Genomic DNA, 17,114 nt, shown 5'->3' on the forward strand with positions numbered 1-17,114 from the left:
CCCCATGCACGCCACCCCCAGCGCCACGGCCACCGTCAACGGCCAGCCCTGCGCACTGCCCGCCACCGGTGCGGACGGCGCCACGCTGCTGCACGTGCTGCGCAACGACCTGCAGCTCAACGGCCCCAAGTACGGCTGTGGCCTGGGGCAGTGCGGCGCGTGCACGGTGCTGGTGGACGGCGTGGCCGCGCGGGCCTGTGTGATCCCCGCGCGGGGCGCGGCGGGGCGCGACGTGACCACGCTGGAGGGGCTGCCGGCGCGCTGCGGCCAGGCCACGGGGCTGCACCCGGTGCAGCAGGCCTTCATCGACGAGCAGGCCGCGCAATGCGGCTATTGCCTGAGCGGCATGGTGATGATGACCGTGGCCCTGCTGGAGCGCAACGCCGACCCCGACGAGGCCGCCATCCGCCGCGAACTGGCCAGCAACCTGTGCCGCTGCGGCACCCATGTGGAGATCATCCGCGCCGTGTTGCGTGCGGCCGTGCTGATGCGGGAGGCCAGGGCATGAGCACCACGCCCGCCGGCGCCTGGCCATTGCGCGCCCACGCACCCCTGACCCGCGCCGACTTCCATGCCGCGCAGGGTGTGCTGCTGGTGGTGCGCAACCCGCCGCCCGCGCCGCCGCCCGTCAAAGGCCAGCCCGCGCTGGTGGCGGGCAATCCGGCCGAGGGGGTCGAAATCCTGATTGCCGTGTGGGACGACGGCAGCGTGACCGCGCTCAACGGCCACGTCGACCTGGGCACGGGCATCCGCACGGCGCTGGCGCAGATCGTGGCCGAGGAACTCGATGTGCCGCTGGCCCGGGTGCACATGGTGCTGGGCGACACCGCGCGCGCGCCCAACCAGGGCGCGACCATCGCCAGCGCTTCGATCCAGATCCACGCCAGGCCGCTGCGCATCGCTGCGGCGCAGGCGCGCCACTGGCTGGTGGCGCGCGCCGCCGCGCGCCTGGGCGTGGCGGCCGACACCCTGCGGGTGCAGGCCGGGGTGGTGCAGGCGGCCGCCGAACCGGCGCGCCAGATGGCCTATGGCGAACTGCTCGCTGGCGCGCACACCACCCTGGAGCTCGCCGAGGCCACGCCCACCAAGCCCGCGGCCGACTACACCGTGGTCGGGCAGCCGGTGCCGCGCGTGGACATCCCCGCCAAGGTCAGCGGCGAGCTGGTCTTCGTGCACGACATGCGCGTGCCCGGCATGCTGCATGGGCGCGTGGTACGCCCGCCGTATGCGGGCGCCGACCATGGCGACTTCATCGGCAACACGCTGGAATCGGTGGACCAGTCGTCCATCGCCCACATCCCGGGCATCCGCGCGGTGGTGGTGATCCGCGACTTCGTGGGCATCGTCGCCGAGCGCGAGGAGCAGGCCGAGCAAGCCCTGCGCGAGCTGAAGGTGCAGTGGAAGCACTGGCCCGGTTTCCCGCGCCAGGACAGCGCTGAAGCGGTGGAGCAGGCCATTCGCGCCAACCCCGCCACCCAGCGCCGCCTGGTGGACGAGGGCGATGTGGATGCCGCGCTGGCCGCTGCCGACCAGCCCATGCCGCGCACCTATGTGTGGCCCTACCAGCTGCACGGCTCCATCGGCCCCTCGTGCGCGGTGGCCGAGTGGCGCCAGGACGAAACCTCGGGCCGTGCCCGCATGGCCGTCTGGGCCGGCACGCAGAACCCCCATGTGCTGCGCGCCGACTTGGCCCGGCTGATGGGCCTGGCCGACGTGGACATCGACCTGGTGCGCATGGAGGCTGCGGGTTGCTACGGCCGCAACGGGGCCGACGACGTGGCGGCCGATGCTGCGCTGCTCTCGCGCGCTGTGGGGGCGCCCGTGCGCGTGCAGCTCACGCGCGAGCAGGAGCACCTGTGGGAGCCCAAGGGCACGGCCCAGCTCATGCAGGTGCGTGGCGGGCTCAACGCCGATGGCTCGGTGGCGGCCTACGACTTCGAGACCTCCTACCCCTCCAACGGCGCGCCCACGCTGGCCCTGCTGCTCACGCGCACCATCGAGCCCGTGGCCCAGGCCTACGAGATGGGCGACCGCACCGCGCGCCCGCCCTACGGTTACGAGAACCTGCGCGTGGCCGTGAACGACATGGCGCCCATCGTGCGGGCCTCGTGGCTGCGCGGCGTCTCGGCGCTGCCCAACTCGTTCGCGCACGAGTCGTATGTGGACGAGCTGGCCACGGCGGCGGGCGTGGACCCGGTCGAATTCCGCCTGCAGCTGCTGAACGATCCGCGCGCGGCCGAGCTCGTGCAGGCCACGGCGGAAAAGGCGGGCTGGGTGCGCCGCACCGGCCCCTTGCAGCGCGGGCTGGACGGCGACTGGGTGCAGGGCCAGGGTTTTGCCTACGCGCGCTACATCCACAGCAAATGGCCGGGCTTTGGCGCCGCCTGGGCGGCCTGGGTGGCCGACGTGGACGTGAACCGGAAGACCGGCGAGGTGCATGTGCGCCGCGTGGTCGTGGGACACGATGCGGGCCTGATGGTCAACCCGGCCGGCGTGGAGCACCAGGTGCACGGCAACGTGGTGCAGACCACCAGCCGCGCGCTCAAGGAGCAGGTGCGCTTCGACCCCGTCACGCAGGCGGTGGACACGCGCGAATGGGGCAGCTACCCGATCCTGAGCTTCCGCGAGGTGCCGGTCATCGAGGTCATGCACATGCCCCGGCAGGACGAGGCGCCGCTGGGTGCGGGCGAGTCGTCCTCCGTGCCCGGCACGGCGGCCATCGCCAACGCGATCTTCGACGCCACGGGTGTGCGCTTTCGCGCGCCGCCCTTCACGCCCGAGGTGGTGCGCGCCGGGCTCAATCCGCTGCAGGGCAACGCCGGTGCGGGAGATGCGGGCACGGCAGGCACCGCCACCACGCAGCCTGCCGACGTGCTGCCCACCCTGGAACTGCCAGCGCCTACCGTGCCCGCCACCGCCACGTGGCCGCGCCAGCGCAGCCCCTGGGCGCGTGCACTGGCCCTGGCCGCGGGTGGCCTGGCCATGGGCGCCGCGCTGCTGGGCTGGCGCCCGTCCATCGCGCCCGTGGTGCAGACGGCGGGCGGTGCGGCGGTGTACAACGCCGCCACCATCGAGCGCGGCCGCCTGCTGGCCGCCGCGGGCGACTGCGTGGTCTGCCACACTGCGCCCGGCGGCACGCCCAACACGGGCGGGCGCGGCATGGAAACGCCGTTCGGCACCGTCTACACCACCAACCTCACGCCCGACGCCGAGACCGGCATCGGCCGGTGGTCGTTCAGCGCCTTCCAGCGCGCCATGCGCGAGGGCATCTCGCGCGACGGCCGCCACCTGTACCCGGCGTTCCCGTACACCTCGTTCGCGAAGATGAGCGACGACGACCTCACGGCGGTCTACGCCTACCTCATGGCGCAGCCCGCCGTGCGCGCCGAGGTGCCCGCCACCCGACTTGCATTCCCCTTCAGCGTGCGCCCGCTCATGGCTGGATGGAACGCGCTGTTCCACGACGCCACGCCCTGGAAGCCCGACCCCGCGCGCCCGCCCGAGTGGAACCGGGGCGCCTACCTGGTACAGGGCGTGGGCCACTGCGGCGCCTGCCACACGCCGCGCAATGCGCTGGGCGCGGAGCAGGGCGGGGCGGCCTTCCTGTCGGGCGCGCTCATCGACGGGTGGGAGGCCCCCGCGCTCACCGGCTTGTCCAAGGCACCCGTGCCCTGGAGCGCCGAGTCGCTCTACGGCTACCTGCGCCACGGCCACAGCGCGCAGCACGGCAGCGCCTCCGGCCCCATGGCACCCGTGGTGCGCGAACTGGCGCACCTGCCCGACGGCGACATCCGCGCCATGGCCACCTACCTCGCCTCGTTCACGGCCGCCACGGAGCCTGCCGCCGACGCGGCGCGGGCCCGCGCCACGGCGGCCGTGGCCCAGGCCGCCGCGCTCGCGCCCCAGCCCGGCTCCGCGCAGCGCCTGTTCAACGGCGCCTGCGCCGCCTGCCACCACGACGGCGATGGGCCGAAGCTGCTGGGCGTGAACATTCCGCTGGCCCTCAACAGCAACCTGCACAGCGACCGGCCCGACAACCTGCTGCAGGTCATCGTGCACGGCATCCGCGAACCCGCCGCGCGCGACATCGGCTTCATGCCCGCGTTCGGCCACGCGCTCAGTGATGCGCAGATCGCCGAGCTGGCGCTCTACATGCGCCAGCGCTATGCCCCGGGCCGGCCCGCGTGGACCGGCGTGCCCGAGGCGCTGGCGCGTGTGCGTGCGGCGCCCGCCCATCCCTGATTCAGGGTGTTTTTGGCCTCTGGCGCTTTATTGATAAGCGCTGGCAGCTATGAAAATATGAGTGAATGAGGCCGGGCGCGCTGCGCTGGCCACCCGCTGCGGGCCGTGGGTGCAGTAGGTGGCGCCGCCACCGGAGGATGAACAGCGCCGCCATTCCCCCTCACATCCCTGCCTTGCCCGTGCGCCGCGGGGGCACAGTGGCATGGGGCCCGGCCCCTGGTTGGGCGGGCCCGGGTGCCTGCCGGCCAGCCGCGTGCACCCAGAGGGGCCGGCCAGCCCGCGCGGCGGTCGGGGGACTTTTCTCCAAGGGGAACACCATGACCGCTGTCGAACTGGAAATCCATGGGATCGTGCTGCGCATGATGCGCGAAGGCTATGCCGCCCTGACCGCTGCCCAGCGAAGAACCGTGGACGCGTTGATGGCCGTGTGCTGACCGGTGGGGCGCGCCGGCAGGCGTGCGTGCGCCCTATGCCAGGTGCAGCAATGTGGCATCCGCCCCCATCGCCCGCGCGATCAGGCGCATGTCATGGTCGCTGACGGAGAGCAGCCCAAAGCGGAACTTGCTGCCCCAGCGCTGGCGGTCGTCCACAAATTCAAAATCGTCCAGCAGCGGCGCAATCGCCGCCTCACGTGCAGGCACATAGGCCACGTCCCGCCGCGACGGCACAAACCCGCCGCCCATGTCAAACGCATACGGCGCGCCCGGCTGCACGATGCCGATGGAGACAAACGCCTGCAGCCGGTCCTTGCCCCCCATGGTGACCGTGGGCGCGTAGTAGGCCACGCGGTCTCCCGGCTGGATGCGCCTGAGCGGCGCGGCCTTGCCATGGCACACCTGCATGTAGCCGGCGCCCGGCTCGGCGCAGCCCCGGCGGGCGTGCTGGGCACTGGCCACGGCGATCCAGTTGCGGCGCGCGGGGGCGTCAGAGGTTCCCGCCGATACGGGCATTCGCACAGGCTCGGCATCCGGCCAAAGGGTGTGTTGCAGCACGGCGTCGGTCATGAGAAAAGCTCCTGGTCAAAGAAGCCACCGATGGTGCGGGCGTGCTGCTGACACCGCAGTGTCAGTACCCTTGCAGCATCTCCTGCGTTGGCTACACGAGCCGTCAGACCAGCTGCACCCACTGCCACAGCGCGAACCCGCCCAGCAGCAGCGCCGATGCCTGGTTGATGCGCTGGCGCCAGGCCGGCGTGAAGCGCCGCCGCTGGTACGCGATGGCGCCGGTCAGCAGCAGCCACCACGCTGCCGACCCAGCCAGCACGCCCGCCACCATCCACAACGGTGACGGCATGGCCTGCCGGCCGCCGCCCAGCGACCCAAACACCGCGATGAACGACACGATGGTGGTCGGGTTGGCCAGCGTGAGCGCAAAGGTGCCCGCCGCCAGGCCCAGCAGGCCGCGCGCATCGCGCGCCGGGGCGGCGGTGTGGGCTACCGGCGCATGCCAGGTGCGCCAGGCGAGCACCAGCAGCAGCGCGCCGCCGCCCAGCGCGAGCGGTGTCTTGGCGCTGGCCAGCAGGTCGATCAGCCAGCGCACGCTGAAGGCGCCGATGGCGCCGTACACCGCGTCCGCGGCAGCGGCGCCCAGGCCGGTGGCCAGCCCGGCCGCCAGGCCCCGCTCCAGGGTGCGCTGCATCGTCAGCAGGCCGATGGGCCCCACGGGGGCCGCGATGAGGACGCCAATGAGGGCGGCTTGAAGAAAGAGGGTGAGTGATGCGAAGTCCATGCACCGATGCTAGGGGGGCGCCTTGCGAAGGAGAATGCTGAAAATTAGGCATTTCTCAATTCTGGTTTCCTATTTTTCTGCATTTACTCAAAAGGGCGTTCCATGGAAGTCGATGACAAGGCCTGGCGGCTCATCACCGCGCTGCAGGCCGACGGGCGTGCATCCCTCAAGGACCTGGCGCACACGGTCGGGCTGTCGGTGCCCGCCACGCTGGAGCGCCTGCGGCGCCTGCAGGAGGCCGGGGTGGTGCGTGGCGTGCATGCCGACATCGACCCCGCCCAGGTCGGCTACGGCGTACGGGCGGTGGTGGGCATCAACGTGCCGCAGCCCGGCAAGAAGGCGCTGATCGACAAGCTGCGCCAATCCGCGCGGGTGCTGGAATGCCACCATGTCAGCGGCAACGATTCGTATGTGCTGCAGGTGGTGGCGCGCGACCTGCCGGATCTGGAGCGTTTCCTGGGCGACATCAACGGCTATGGAGAAACACGCACTTCCATCGTGTTCTCCACGCCGATACCGCTGCGCGGCCTGGCCCGCCCCGAGGTGGGTTGTTGATCCAGTGGCGGGGCCCGGGGCGTCAGGCCATCAGAACGTCACCTTGACCGACGGCGCGCTGCGCTGCGCCTCGCCGTGGAACACCGCCTCGATGTTGTTGCCGTCCGGGTCCAGCACAAAGGCGGCGTAGTAGCCGGGGTGGTACGGCCGCTCGCCCGGGGCGCCATTGTCCGTACCGCCATGGGCAAGGGCGGCCTGGTGGAATGCCTCCACCATGGCGCGGTCCCGGGCCTGGAAGGCCAGGTGGTGCCGGCCCGTGAGATGGCCCTGGGCAGCGGCGCTGTCGGCGGTGGAGACAAACAGCTCATCCGCCCAGAAGTACCCTTCGCCCGTGCCGCCCATTGGCACCTGGAGCGCCTTGAACACGGCGGTGTAGAAGGCCTGGCTGGCCGGCAGGTCGCGCACGACCAGCTGGATGTGGTCGATGAGGCGGCCCCTGTGCAGTTCCTGTGTTTCCATGCGGTTGTCCTTTCTTCAAGACAGTGCGTGAAGACCCACGCGGTTGCCATCCAGGTCATGGATGTGCGCGAAGAACCCCATGCCCGGCGGCAGTGCCTGGCGCGGCAGGGCCACGCGGCCGCCCTGGGCCACCGCGCGCTCCAGCGCGGCGTCGAGCGAGGGCGATGCATCGAGGTACACCAGTGTGCCACCGCCAGAAACCTGCGGCGCCGTGGGGCCCATCATCAGCGCGCCGCCCACGCCGTCAGCAGCGCCGTCGTAGGCAAACACGGCGCCTTCGCTCGGGCCCATGTTCTCGCGGCGCATGGGCTGGCCCAGCACGGCTTCATAAAAGGCCTGGGCGCGGTCCAGCTGGGTGGTGGGGATCTCGAACCAGGCGACGGCGTTTTTCATGGGGGCTCCTTGTGTGTGAAAGAAAGAAGCCCTGATGGTGATCGGGGGCTGCTGACAGCGGCGTGTCAGCAGCCTGTCACGCGGCATCACATCGCCGGGGTGGGCGCCGACGCAGCCACCTGCGCACGAAACGCGCGGGGTGACAGGCCCGCATCGCGCGTGAAGGCACGCGTGAAGTACGCCGGGTCCGCATAGCCCAACGTGTAGGCGATGGTGGCCACGCCCAGATGGGTGTAGGCCAGGTTGCGCCGCGCCTCGCGCATCAGGCGCGCCTCAATGAGGCGCTGGGCCGATACCCCGGTGGTGGCGCGGGCCACCCGGCTCAGGTGCGTGGGCGATACGGCCAGCGCGCGCGCATAGTCCGCCACCTGCCAGTGCTCCAGAAAATGCGCCTCGATCAGCGCCTCCAGCCGCTGCACCAGGCTGGACTCTGGCGCCGCGGTGTCGCCCGGGCTGTGCTCTTCCATGGCGCGGGCCACCCAGCCCAGCAGCGTGGCGCTCAGGCCCCGCAGCACCAGCGCACGCGCCTTGGCGCGGCCCGAGAACTCCTGCCAGATCTGGCCCATGGCCTGGTGCAGTTCAGGCGGCGCAGGCGCCACGGCGGGCCGCGCCAGGTCGCGCCGCACATCGCCCACGCGCACAAAAATCTCGTCCATCAGTTCATCGGCCAGCGTGGCCACCCAGCCCTGCGTGTGCTGCGTGAAGCGAAACGCATGCACGTGCCCCTGCGGCACGTTGATGAGCGCACCCGCAAACAGCGCAATCCGCTCGCCATCCAAGTGCGCCACGCCCCCGCCCGAGGTGATCAGCAGCACCTGGTGCAGCCGCGTGTGCCGGTGCGGCGCCAGCTCCCAGTCGTGCAGCACCGAGCGCTCGGCAATCGTCTCGCAGTGCAATACATCGGGCAGGTGTTGCGACTCGCCGAACAGGCTGTACGAGTGGATGGTTCCGATGTTCGAAAAGTGCATGTTCTGGCTCCATCCGTCCATTCAACGCGGCGACTGTGCCACGTATCTTTGGGTGGTCCGTTTGACCCATGTCATGAACGCACCAACCACTACAGGAGACACCATGAAAACCCAGGTCTGCATCATCGGCGGAGGCCCCTCGGGCCTCATGCTCTCCCAGCTCTTGCACCTCAAGGGCATAGCCACCATCGTGCTGGAGCGCCAAAGCCGCGAATACGTCCTGGGCCGCATCCGCGCCGGCGTGCTGGAGCACGGCTTTGCCGCACTCATGCGCGAGGCCCAGTGCGGCGAGCGCATGGACCGCGAAGGCGAGATCCACGACGGCTTCATCATCGCCCACGACGGCAAGATGGAACGGGTCGATTTGCACAAGTACAGCGGTGGTAGCTCGGTGGTGGTGTACGGCCAGACCGAGCTGACGCGCGACCTGTATGAAGCGCGCGACCGCATGAAGGGCGTCGTCATCCACAACGCCGAAGACGTGCAGCCCCACGACCTCAAAAGCGCCAACCCGTATGTGACTTACCGCCAAGGCGACGAGGTGGTGCGCATCGACTGCGACTTCGTCATCGGCGCCGACGGCTTCCACGGCGTGAGCCGCAAGTCCATCCCGCGCGACGTGCTCAAGGAGTATGAAAAGGTCTACCCCTTCGGCTGGCTGGGCGTGCTCTCGCGCACCCAACCCGTCTCGCCCGAGCTGATCTACGCCAAGCACGAGCGCGGCTTCGCGCTGTGCTCGCTGCGCTCGCAGGTGCTGAGCCGCTACTACATCCAGGTGCCGCTGACCGACACCGTGGAAGACTGGTCCGACGAAGCCTTTTGGGACGAACTCAAGCGCCGCCTGCCCGCCGAGGTGGCCGCCAAGCTCATCACCGGCCCCTCCATCGAAAAGTCCATCGCCCCCCTGCGCTCCTTTGTGGCCGAGCCCATGCGCTACGGCAACCTGTTCCTGGCGGGCGACGCCGCCCACATCGTGCCGCCCACCGGCGCGCGGGGCCTGAACAGCGCCGCGTCGGACATCTACTACCTGTACCACGCCATGGTGGCGCACTACAAGGATGGCGACAGCACCGGCCTGGACAAATACTCCGAAAAGGCCCTGGCCCGCGTGTGGAAGGCCCAGCGCTTCTCATGGTGGATGACGACCATGCTGCACACCTTCCCCGACTCGCTGGCCTACGACCAGAAGCTGCAGGACACGGACCTAGCGTATCTGTTCTCATCGGAAAAGGCGCTGGGGTCGCTGGCGGAGAACTATGTGGGGTTGCCGTTCTGAGCATCCGGCATTCGCACTGTCACCCCAATCAAAGGCTTGCATGGGGTTCCCTCATGCAGGCCTTTTTTGTGTGCCCGCATCGGCGTTGATTGCAACCGACGATCCGTCGGCTCACTCTCGGCGCGCACCACGGCCCGCGCATCGCGGCCACACACAGCCCCAATGACAAAGCCGCTTTCCAGGCAGTTGCCCTGCACGGCGATCTTCATCTGCTACGCAAAATTTAGGCAGAACTGATGCTTACGCCCGCACAGCAGGCTCGATAGCATCGCACCAAGTTTTCAGATCATTTGCCCAGTGCTGTCGATGTGAGGTTCGACGATGGCTTGAACACGATGAAGCTGCTGACGCAGCGTTTTAAGTCAGTGCACTTCACGGTAGTGACTGCCAATCAACAGCCAGGAAAATCTCAAAGATGGATTGGGTCCCGATAGTCTTCATTGTGTTCAAGGTGGCCGTGTTCGGCACCGGCATGTTCTTCGCCATCAAGTGGCATTACGACCAAGGGAAGAAGGCGAAGAGCGAAGCCAGCAGATCGCCATTGCCGACTGAACGCACACCGGGCGCGTCGGAGCAATAGCTAATTGCTGTCGATGGTCATAGCTGCGTCAACCCAACTCCGTGCGCCTACTCCACCCTGTATCCAGCCCTGCCAATGTCGTTGCTTGGCGTGACTTCGGCACTGTCAACCGGCTGGCAATCGAGCTTGCGAATTGAGCCAGTGCGAAAGTACAGTAATAGACGGGCGACCGCTTCAGGCCGGTTGCGGACGTACGCTCCACTTTCGTGAATGAGTACTATCGGCCACAAGCGGACACTGAAGATCATGGCTATGCAGACTGTCTCCATCGCATTTGGCGCTCTAGCAACCCTGCTGGGCCTCTACTACTCGTTTCTTGGGTTGTCCGCAGTCCGACATCTGCGGAAGGCCGATGAAATCGATAGGGTCGCGGGATGGACGCTTTTGTGGTGCTTAGATACAGACCGCTACGAGCTAGAAGGAAAACGACTTTGCAAGATTGGGCTGATTGTTTCCCTATGTAGCGCAGCGCTTTGGATTGGCGCTTTTACCGTGCATCGTGTGTCTTGAGGGTCGCCTGCTCAGGGCCCGTTAGCGTCCCTCACGTCAGCGCTACGATGGCGTAATCGGGAGTTGTTGTGTTGCCTATAGCCTTCAGGAGCTTTGTGCAGAGAGGTGTCGTTTTTGGAGTGCTGCTTGCGGCATCGGGGGCGTTCGCATTGGCACAGGAGATACTTGAGCACGTTGAATTTTTACGGCTGCAAACTGACAAGTTGTCGCCACGCGAATGGCCAAATGCCGAGTACGTAGTTCGAACCCAGCAACAGTGGGATGAGATCTGGGCGATGGGCAAACTAGAACCCAATCCGCGGGATGCTGAGAGCATAGGCGCACCGAAGGTCGACTTCAGTCAATTCACTCTCGTTGGCGTTTCACGCGGAAAGCAGAGCCATGGGTGTACGAGCCTAAATATCAAATTTGTAGTCCGACGCGGAAAACGAATTGACGTGCACTTCACCGACCCTGAGAACGCGAGACGAACCTACGGAGCGATGACGGTCTGCCCTGCGGTGGTTACCTATCTGAACGACTGGGTTTTGATACCGCGTACGCCCCGGCACTCGGTGATCAGATTCGTCGATAGCCAATCGATGCGCTAGAAGCTGCCTCGCAAAGCTGTAGCAAGATCTGCCCCGCCCCTGGCGGCGTGTCAGCGTCGCCTTTGGGCCCGTTGCAGACCTTTGGTTTCCCCGGTAGTAGACGTCCGTGAACAGACATGCCGGTGTACATCATCCTGATTGAAGGATTAGGTTTCACTAAGGTAGCCCCCCTCCACCTGCTGCTGCTGATTCTTAAAGATGGCCATAGCCGTCTTCATTCGCATGAAGCCGAATTTCCTGTAGAAAGGCTCTTTGCCAGGGACCGCATACAAGATGATTTTCTTGTGACCGGATGACATTTCCACCAAGTCACTGACAACCTGTTTGCCGAGGCCTGTGCCTTGATGGCTGGGCAATACCGCAACGTCGCATATGTACGAGCAATCTCCGCCATCAGCGAGCGCGCGCCCCACCGCCACAAGCTTCGCATTCTCATAGACGAAACACGTGAACATGCTGTTGGAGAAGACTTTCTGCAGATGAAGCGGCGGCTTCTCGCCTAGTGGGGCGGCCCGATAGAGGGCAGAAAGCTCTTCCCAATCAACTCCCTCGGTGGAGTGTTTCCATTCGAGTGGCATTTGTGACTCCAATGTCCGCTTGTGGCCGATAGTACCCATTCGTGACCGAGATGCGAACGGCAGCAACCGCTGCAAAGCTGCCAATGAACCTGCGCAAATCGCTTCTCACTAGTGTGTACCCCGGGCCCAAAAGTCTGGAACTTCCGGGGCTGCACGAAGCAGCGCTTCTAGTCACCCCTTCGCCCGATGAAAAAGCCCGGCACAAGCCGGGCTTCCCACTTTCAACCCCCCTCACTTGCAGCTAAAACTGCTCGCACTCTCCACATCCCCCGTCCCGTTGTAGCGCGCCACCTTGGGGTACACACACAGCGGCCGCGTGCGGTTGGCAGACCAACTGGCAGGCAGCTCGGCATTCACCACATTGGCCCCCGCGCCGCGTGCCTTGGCGGTCACGCTGTCGGGGGCCTTGCCCTGTTCCACCCAGGCGACCAGCGGGGCCAGCATGTCGAACTGATCGGTGGCGGGGCCGCCGGAGCAGTGGTTCATGCCGGGCACCAGGAACAGGCGGGCAAAGGCATCGGCCTTGCCGCTGTGGTTGGCCTGCAGGCGGTCCATCCAGTTGGCGGTGTCCATGGGCGAGAACACGCCGTCGGCCACGCCGTGGAAGACGATCATCTTGGCGCCCCGGTTCTTCAGGGTGCCCAGGTCAGCTTCGTTGGGCGGGGTCATGTACGACCAGGGCGACTCGGTGTACGTGATGTTGGTGGCGAACATCTTGGGGTAGTCCGTCTCCATGCTGAAGTTCAGCGCGTACTGCATGCCGGGGATGGCGGTGAACGCTGCCACGCTGGATGGGGGCGAGGTGAAGATGAAGGCCACTGCACCTGCGTCACGCGTGGCGGGCGAGCCAAAGTGCCACGACGCAAAGTTGGCGCCTGCAATGCCGGGGTCGAACCAGGTGCCGGTGTACAGCGCCTCGCCCTTGCTGTTCTTGGGGCCTGCAAAGATGCTGGCCAGCACGCCCTTTTGCTCGCTGGTGATGCAGCTGCCGTCGCGTGCGCCGGTGCAGGTGGGCACGTCGGTCTGCAGGTTGAAGGCGGCCTGGCAGGCGGCCACGTCGTTGACCTGGCCGTCAGCCACGCCGTCCAGCGCGTCGCACTTGGCGACGATCTTGCTGCCGATGAGCTTGAACTCGGCGGGGCTCACGGCCGTGTTCAGGTCGGGCAGGCCGGTGGTGGCGTCCTTGGTGGATACCTTGGCGTATTGCTGGGCCTTCCACAGCTGCGTGGTGGCGGCCTTGGGCAGGTGAAAGCCGGGGTTGCCCGCCAGGATGCCGTCGTACTGGTCGGCATAGCGCGATGCGCCCACCATGGCGTGGCGGCCGCCGTTGGAGCAGCCGGCCAGGTACGAGCGGTCGGGCGCCTTGCCGTAGGCGCTCTTGATGAGGTTCTTGGCCATGGGGGTGAGGGTGCCCACGGCCTGGTAGCCGTAGTCCAGCCGGGCCTGCGGGTCCACGCCGAAGAAGGGGGTGGGCGCGCCATGGCCTGCGTCGGAGCTGAGCACCGCAAAGCCCTGCACCAGGCCGGGGGCCACCGGCGCGGCGCCGCTCACCGAGCCCAGCGCGGTGACCACGCTGCCGTCCAGTCCGCCGTTGGCCTGGTGCAGAAAGCGGCCGTTCCACGCCACGGGCAGGCGCATCTCGAAACCGATGGCGTAGCTGGCGCCATCCACGGGGCCGGTGCGCTCCTTCATCTTGCCCTTGACGAGGCAGTGCGCGGGCGCCTGGGTGGTCACGCCCTGCAGGGCCAGGGGCCCCTCGGGCACCTGCTCGGCGGAGGTGATGCGCGTGTCGGGCAGGGCCAGACTGGTGGCGAGCGTGGCGCACGACTGCAGGGGGGCCGGTGTGGCGGCGGAGAGCTGGGGCAGGGCGGCATCGGACGAGCCGCCGCAGCCCATGAGCAGGGCCGTGGTCACGGCCGACAAAGCGATGGGATGGGCGTGCATTCTGGTCCTTCTTTTTTTCAAGCTCATGGTGTGTCTCCTGTTTTTCTGAGGCGCAAGGAAACCCGCAGCGTGGCCTCAACACGCTGTGGGCGGGAGATCGGCGGAAGGCGGATTGCTACTGAATCAGGAGCTGCTGGCGCATATGGATCCAGCGCCTGTGGCCTCCTGGGGCCTGAATTCCAAGGCGTGCGCGATGCGCTGGCGCAGGATGCCGGTGCGCAGGTCGAATTCGGGCAGCACCCACAGGGCAAAGGCCTGGGCGGGGGCGGTCCAGCGGTCCGTGGCGCTGGTGGGTTCGCTCCCGCGTTCGCGGGGGCTGGCGGCGCCGATCTGGCCCCAGGCCCATTCCAGCAGCACCAGCGCCACGGCGCGCAGGTAGTCGTCGGCCACCCAGTAGGGCAGCTCGGGGTCGGACTGGGCGGCGGCCGCCAGGGTCTGCGTGATCTCGACCAGCGCATGGCGGCGCGCGCTGGCGGCAGTGCTGGGGGCCGCGCCGGGCAGACTGCCCAGCAGGGCGCCCAGGCCCTGGCCGCCATCGGCCAGCACCTTGCGCACCAGCAGGTCGATGGCCTGGATCTCGTTGGTGCCCTCGTAGATCATGGCCACGCGCGCGTCGCGCACGATCTGCTCGATGCCCCATTCACGCACATAGCCGTGGCCGCCAAACACCTGCAGGCAGGCGCTGGCGCCGTGAAAGCCCTGGTCGGTGAGCGCGGCCTTGAGCACGGGCGTGACCAGCGCGCACCAGCGCTGGGCGGCGGCGCGCGCGGCAGCGTCGGTGCTGTGCTTGGCCACGTCGAGCTGCAGGGCCGTGTGGTAGGCCAGCACACGGCCGCCGTCGATCCAGGCGCGCTGCGTGTGCAGGATGCGGCGGATGGCGGGGTGGTCCTGGATGAGGCTGGTGTCCTTGGCGCCGGGGCCGCGCATCTGGCGGCGCTCGGCCGCGTAGGCACTCGCCTTTTGCCATGCGGCCTCTAGCAGGCCGATGCCCTGCAGGCCCACGTGCAGGCGCGCCGCGTTCATCATCACGAACATGGCGTTGAGGCCCTTGTTCGGCTCGCCCACCAGCCAGCCGGTGGCGTCGTCAAAGCGCATCACGCAGGTGGGGCTGCCGTGCAGGCCCATCTTTTCTTCGATGCGCTCGCACACCACGGCGTTGCGGCTTCCATCTTGAAGAATCTTGGGCACCAGGAACAGCGACAGGCCCTTGGGCCCCGCAGGCGCATCGGGCAGGCGCGCCAGCACCAGGTGCACGATGTTGTCGGTCAGGTCGTGCTCGCCGCCGGAGATAAAGATCTTGCTGCCGTTCACCCGCGCGCTGCCATCGGGCTGCGGCACCCCACGTGTGCGCACCAGGCCCAGGTCGCTGCCCGCGTGGGCTTCGGTCAGGCACATGGTGGCCAGCCATTCGCCGGTGGCGACTTTCTCCAGGTATTGCGCCTTGAGTTCGTCGCTGGCGTGGTGTTTGATGCATTCGTACGCGCCGTGCAGCAGGCCGGGGGCCATGGTCCAGCCGTGGTTGGCGCCGGCCAGCCATTCGAACAGCACACATTCGAGCACCGCAGGCAGGCCCTGGCCGCCGTCCTCGGGCGCGCATGACAGCGACGGCCAGCCCGCCTGCCAGAAGGCCTGGTAGGCGTCGCGGAAGCCTGCGGGCGTGCGCACCTGGCCTGCGTCGAAGCGGCAGCCTTCTTCGTCGCCGCCGCGCTGCAGCGGGGCGATGGCGCTGTCCACAAACTTGGCGGCTTCGTCGAGCACCTGCGCGGCCAGCTCGCCATCGGTGTCCGCAAACGGGGGCAGCGCCTGCCAGCGGCTGGGCGCCTGCAGCACATGGGTCAGCAGATGCTGGATGTCGGCAAGGGCCTGGCGTGCTTGCATGGTTTGCTCTTGTTCTGATAGCTATTGGCGCTTGATGGACGCGCGGTAGCGGCTGTTTTTGCTTGGAATCCTGGTCAGCCAGCGGCAGCCCGTTCACCCTGATCCGGTCGAACGGGCTGCGCGGGTGGCATGCCCAGGCTTCGACAGGCTCAGCCTGAACGGGTGGGGAATGGCTGCGCGCCCTCCCGCCGCGTTGCGCACTGCCCGTGATGCCGGCGCGGCCCCGGCCAGCGCCACCGTGGAGCTGGCTTTGCCAGGCCACGGGTGGCGTCCCCCTCAGAGGGAAGCGGCGAAGCCGCTCAGGGGGAGCTCAGGAATCCGCGGTGAAGCCGATCTTCTTGATCAGCGGACCCCAGGTGTCGTACTCGGCCTTCTGCCAGCGCGCCTGCTCCTCGGGCGTGGAGCCGTGGGGCATCAGGCCCACGATGGCCAGGCTGTCGATGACCGACTTTTCCTTCAGGGCTGCGTTGATGGCGGCGTTGGCGGCGGCGATCACCGGCTTGGGCGTGGCGGCGGGGGCGTAGAAGCCAAACCATTCCTCGGTCGTCAGCTCGGGGAAGCCCTGCTCGGCAAACGTGGGCACATCAGGAACGTACTGCGAGCGCTTGGGGCCCGAGGTGGCCAGGATGCGCAGCTTGCCCGCCTTGTAGTTGGCGATGAAGTCGCCGTGTGGCGTGACCATGGCCGCCACCTGGCCGCCCACCACGTCCGTCACGCCGGGGATGGAGCCACGGTAGGGCACGTGGCGCAGGTCCACGCCGCTGTTGATGCCCAAGAGCGCGCCCAGGAAGTGGGGCGTGGAGCCCGCGCCGGGCGAGCCGTAGCTCGCGTCCTTCGGGTTGGCCTTGGCCCAGGCCAGGAAGTCCTTCACCGTCTTGACGCTGGCGGGCACCATGGGGCCCACGGCCAGGCCGTGGTGCATGATGGCCGCGATCGACACGGGCGCGAAGTCCTTGTCGGTGTAGTTCATCTTGCTGTAGATGTGGGGGTAGTTGGCCAGGGCCGACACCTGCGCCACCGCCAGCACCGAGCCATCGGCCGGGGCCGACTTCAGGGTCTCCAGCGCAATGCGCCCGCCCGCGCCGGGCTTGTTTTCCACCACGCCGGCGTTCTTGCTGAAGGCCGAGCCACCCCATTTTTCGGCCACGCGCCGCGCCACGGTGTCGCCCGAGCTGCCGGCCGGAAAGCCGAAATACACCTTGACCTGGTCCACCTGCGCATGGGCGGCGAAGGGGTGCAGGGCGCCCAATGCGGCGCTGGCGCCAAGGGCCTGAACGAATTGACGGCGTGTGGTGGTCATGGTTTGTCTCCTGGTGTGTATCTGACGGACATCTCAAAAATCAACCGGGGTGTTCGCACACCCTCTCGTTATCAGCGGTGCGGCGCCTCCCGGGGCGCAAGAAACTGGCGCTG

General features: G+C 67.8%; 14 protein-coding genes. 5 read left to right on the plus strand and 9 right to left on the minus strand.

Annotated features, from left to right (window positions below):
* Positions 1-4 precede the first annotated feature (4 nt).
* Together AC1RCS_RS00635 and AC1RCS_RS00640 are read left to right on the plus strand one after the other, a co-directional pair.
* Positions 5-508, plus strand: a complete 504-nt coding sequence (locus tag AC1RCS_RS00635; RefSeq protein ID WP_192426515.1) for a (2Fe-2S)-binding protein — start codon at positions 5-7, stop codon at positions 506-508.
* Entirely contained in the window at positions 505-4,242 is a 3,738-nt protein-coding gene (locus tag AC1RCS_RS00640; protein ID WP_492244760.1) for a molybdopterin cofactor-binding domain-containing protein, read from the plus strand. The genes AC1RCS_RS00635 and AC1RCS_RS00640 overlap by 4 nt, the downstream gene beginning before the upstream one ends.
* Before the next feature lie 467 nt (positions 4,243-4,709).
* Here AC1RCS_RS00640 and AC1RCS_RS00645 read toward each other — a convergent pair whose 3' ends face one another.
* Complete coding sequence (locus AC1RCS_RS00645; protein ID WP_492244759.1) at positions 4,710-5,246, minus strand: EVE domain-containing protein; 537 nt, start codon at positions 5,244-5,246, stop codon at positions 4,710-4,712.
* Positions 5,247-5,349: 103 nt separating this feature from the next.
* Positions 5,350-5,970, minus strand: a complete 621-nt coding sequence (locus AC1RCS_RS00650; protein WP_492244758.1) for a LysE family translocator — start codon at positions 5,968-5,970, stop codon at positions 5,350-5,352.
* Between the two features lie 102 nt (positions 5,971-6,072).
* On the opposite strand from AC1RCS_RS00650, the gene AC1RCS_RS00655 reads away from it, so the two are divergent.
* Complete coding sequence (locus AC1RCS_RS00655) at positions 6,073-6,525, plus strand: Lrp/AsnC family transcriptional regulator (RefSeq protein ID WP_218296595.1); 453 nt, start codon at positions 6,073-6,075, stop codon at positions 6,523-6,525.
* A 30-nt stretch (positions 6,526-6,555) separates the two neighbouring features.
* On the opposite strand, the gene AC1RCS_RS00660 is transcribed toward AC1RCS_RS00655, so the two are convergent.
* From AC1RCS_RS00660 to AC1RCS_RS00670, 3 genes are all read right to left on the minus strand, one after another.
* Positions 6,556-6,984, minus strand: a complete 429-nt coding sequence (locus AC1RCS_RS00660; RefSeq protein WP_218296596.1) for a VOC family protein — start codon at positions 6,982-6,984, stop codon at positions 6,556-6,558.
* A 15-nt stretch (positions 6,985-6,999) separates the two neighbouring features.
* Positions 7,000-7,377, minus strand: coding sequence for a VOC family protein (locus tag AC1RCS_RS00665; RefSeq protein WP_492244757.1), 378 nt, complete (start codon positions 7,375-7,377; stop codon positions 7,000-7,002).
* 86 nt (positions 7,378-7,463) lie between these two features.
* Positions 7,464-8,345, minus strand: a complete 882-nt coding sequence (locus AC1RCS_RS00670; protein ID WP_218296598.1) for a helix-turn-helix domain-containing protein — start codon at positions 8,343-8,345, stop codon at positions 7,464-7,466.
* 103 nt (positions 8,346-8,448) lie between these two features.
* On the opposite strand from AC1RCS_RS00670, the gene pobA reads away from it, so the two are divergent.
* Both pobA and AC1RCS_RS00680 read left to right on the plus strand, forming a co-directional pair.
* Positions 8,449-9,621, plus strand: coding sequence for a 4-hydroxybenzoate 3-monooxygenase (pobA, locus tag AC1RCS_RS00675; protein ID WP_492244756.1), 1,173 nt, complete (start codon positions 8,449-8,451; stop codon positions 9,619-9,621).
* 415 nt (positions 9,622-10,036) lie between these two features.
* On the plus strand, positions 10,037-10,201 hold the full coding sequence (locus tag AC1RCS_RS00680; protein WP_492244755.1) for a hypothetical protein: 165 nt from the start codon (positions 10,037-10,039) through the stop codon (positions 10,199-10,201).
* 1,246 nt (positions 10,202-11,447) lie between these two features.
* Here AC1RCS_RS00680 and AC1RCS_RS00685 read toward each other — a convergent pair.
* The 4 genes from AC1RCS_RS00685 to AC1RCS_RS00700 form a co-directional block, all read right to left on the minus strand.
* A complete protein-coding gene (locus AC1RCS_RS00685) occupies positions 11,448-11,879 on the minus strand; it encodes a GNAT family N-acetyltransferase (RefSeq protein WP_369641092.1) in 432 nt (143 codons plus the stop codon).
* 231 nt (positions 11,880-12,110) lie between these two features.
* Complete coding sequence (locus tag AC1RCS_RS00690; protein WP_492244754.1) at positions 12,111-13,823, minus strand: tannase/feruloyl esterase family alpha/beta hydrolase; 1,713 nt, start codon at positions 13,821-13,823, stop codon at positions 12,111-12,113.
* A gap of 123 nt (positions 13,824-13,946) precedes the next feature.
* Entirely contained in the window at positions 13,947-15,701 is a 1,755-nt protein-coding gene (locus AC1RCS_RS00695; RefSeq protein ID WP_492244753.1) for an acyl-CoA dehydrogenase family protein, read from the minus strand.
* A 310-nt stretch (positions 15,702-16,011) separates the two neighbouring features.
* Entirely contained in the window at positions 16,012-17,001 is a 990-nt protein-coding gene (locus AC1RCS_RS00700; protein ID WP_218296604.1) for a Bug family tripartite tricarboxylate transporter substrate binding protein, read from the minus strand.
* Positions 17,002-17,114: the final 113 nt, after the last annotated feature.

It is taken from the genome of Acidovorax sp. GW823-FHT01C06, from assembly GCF_058798375.1.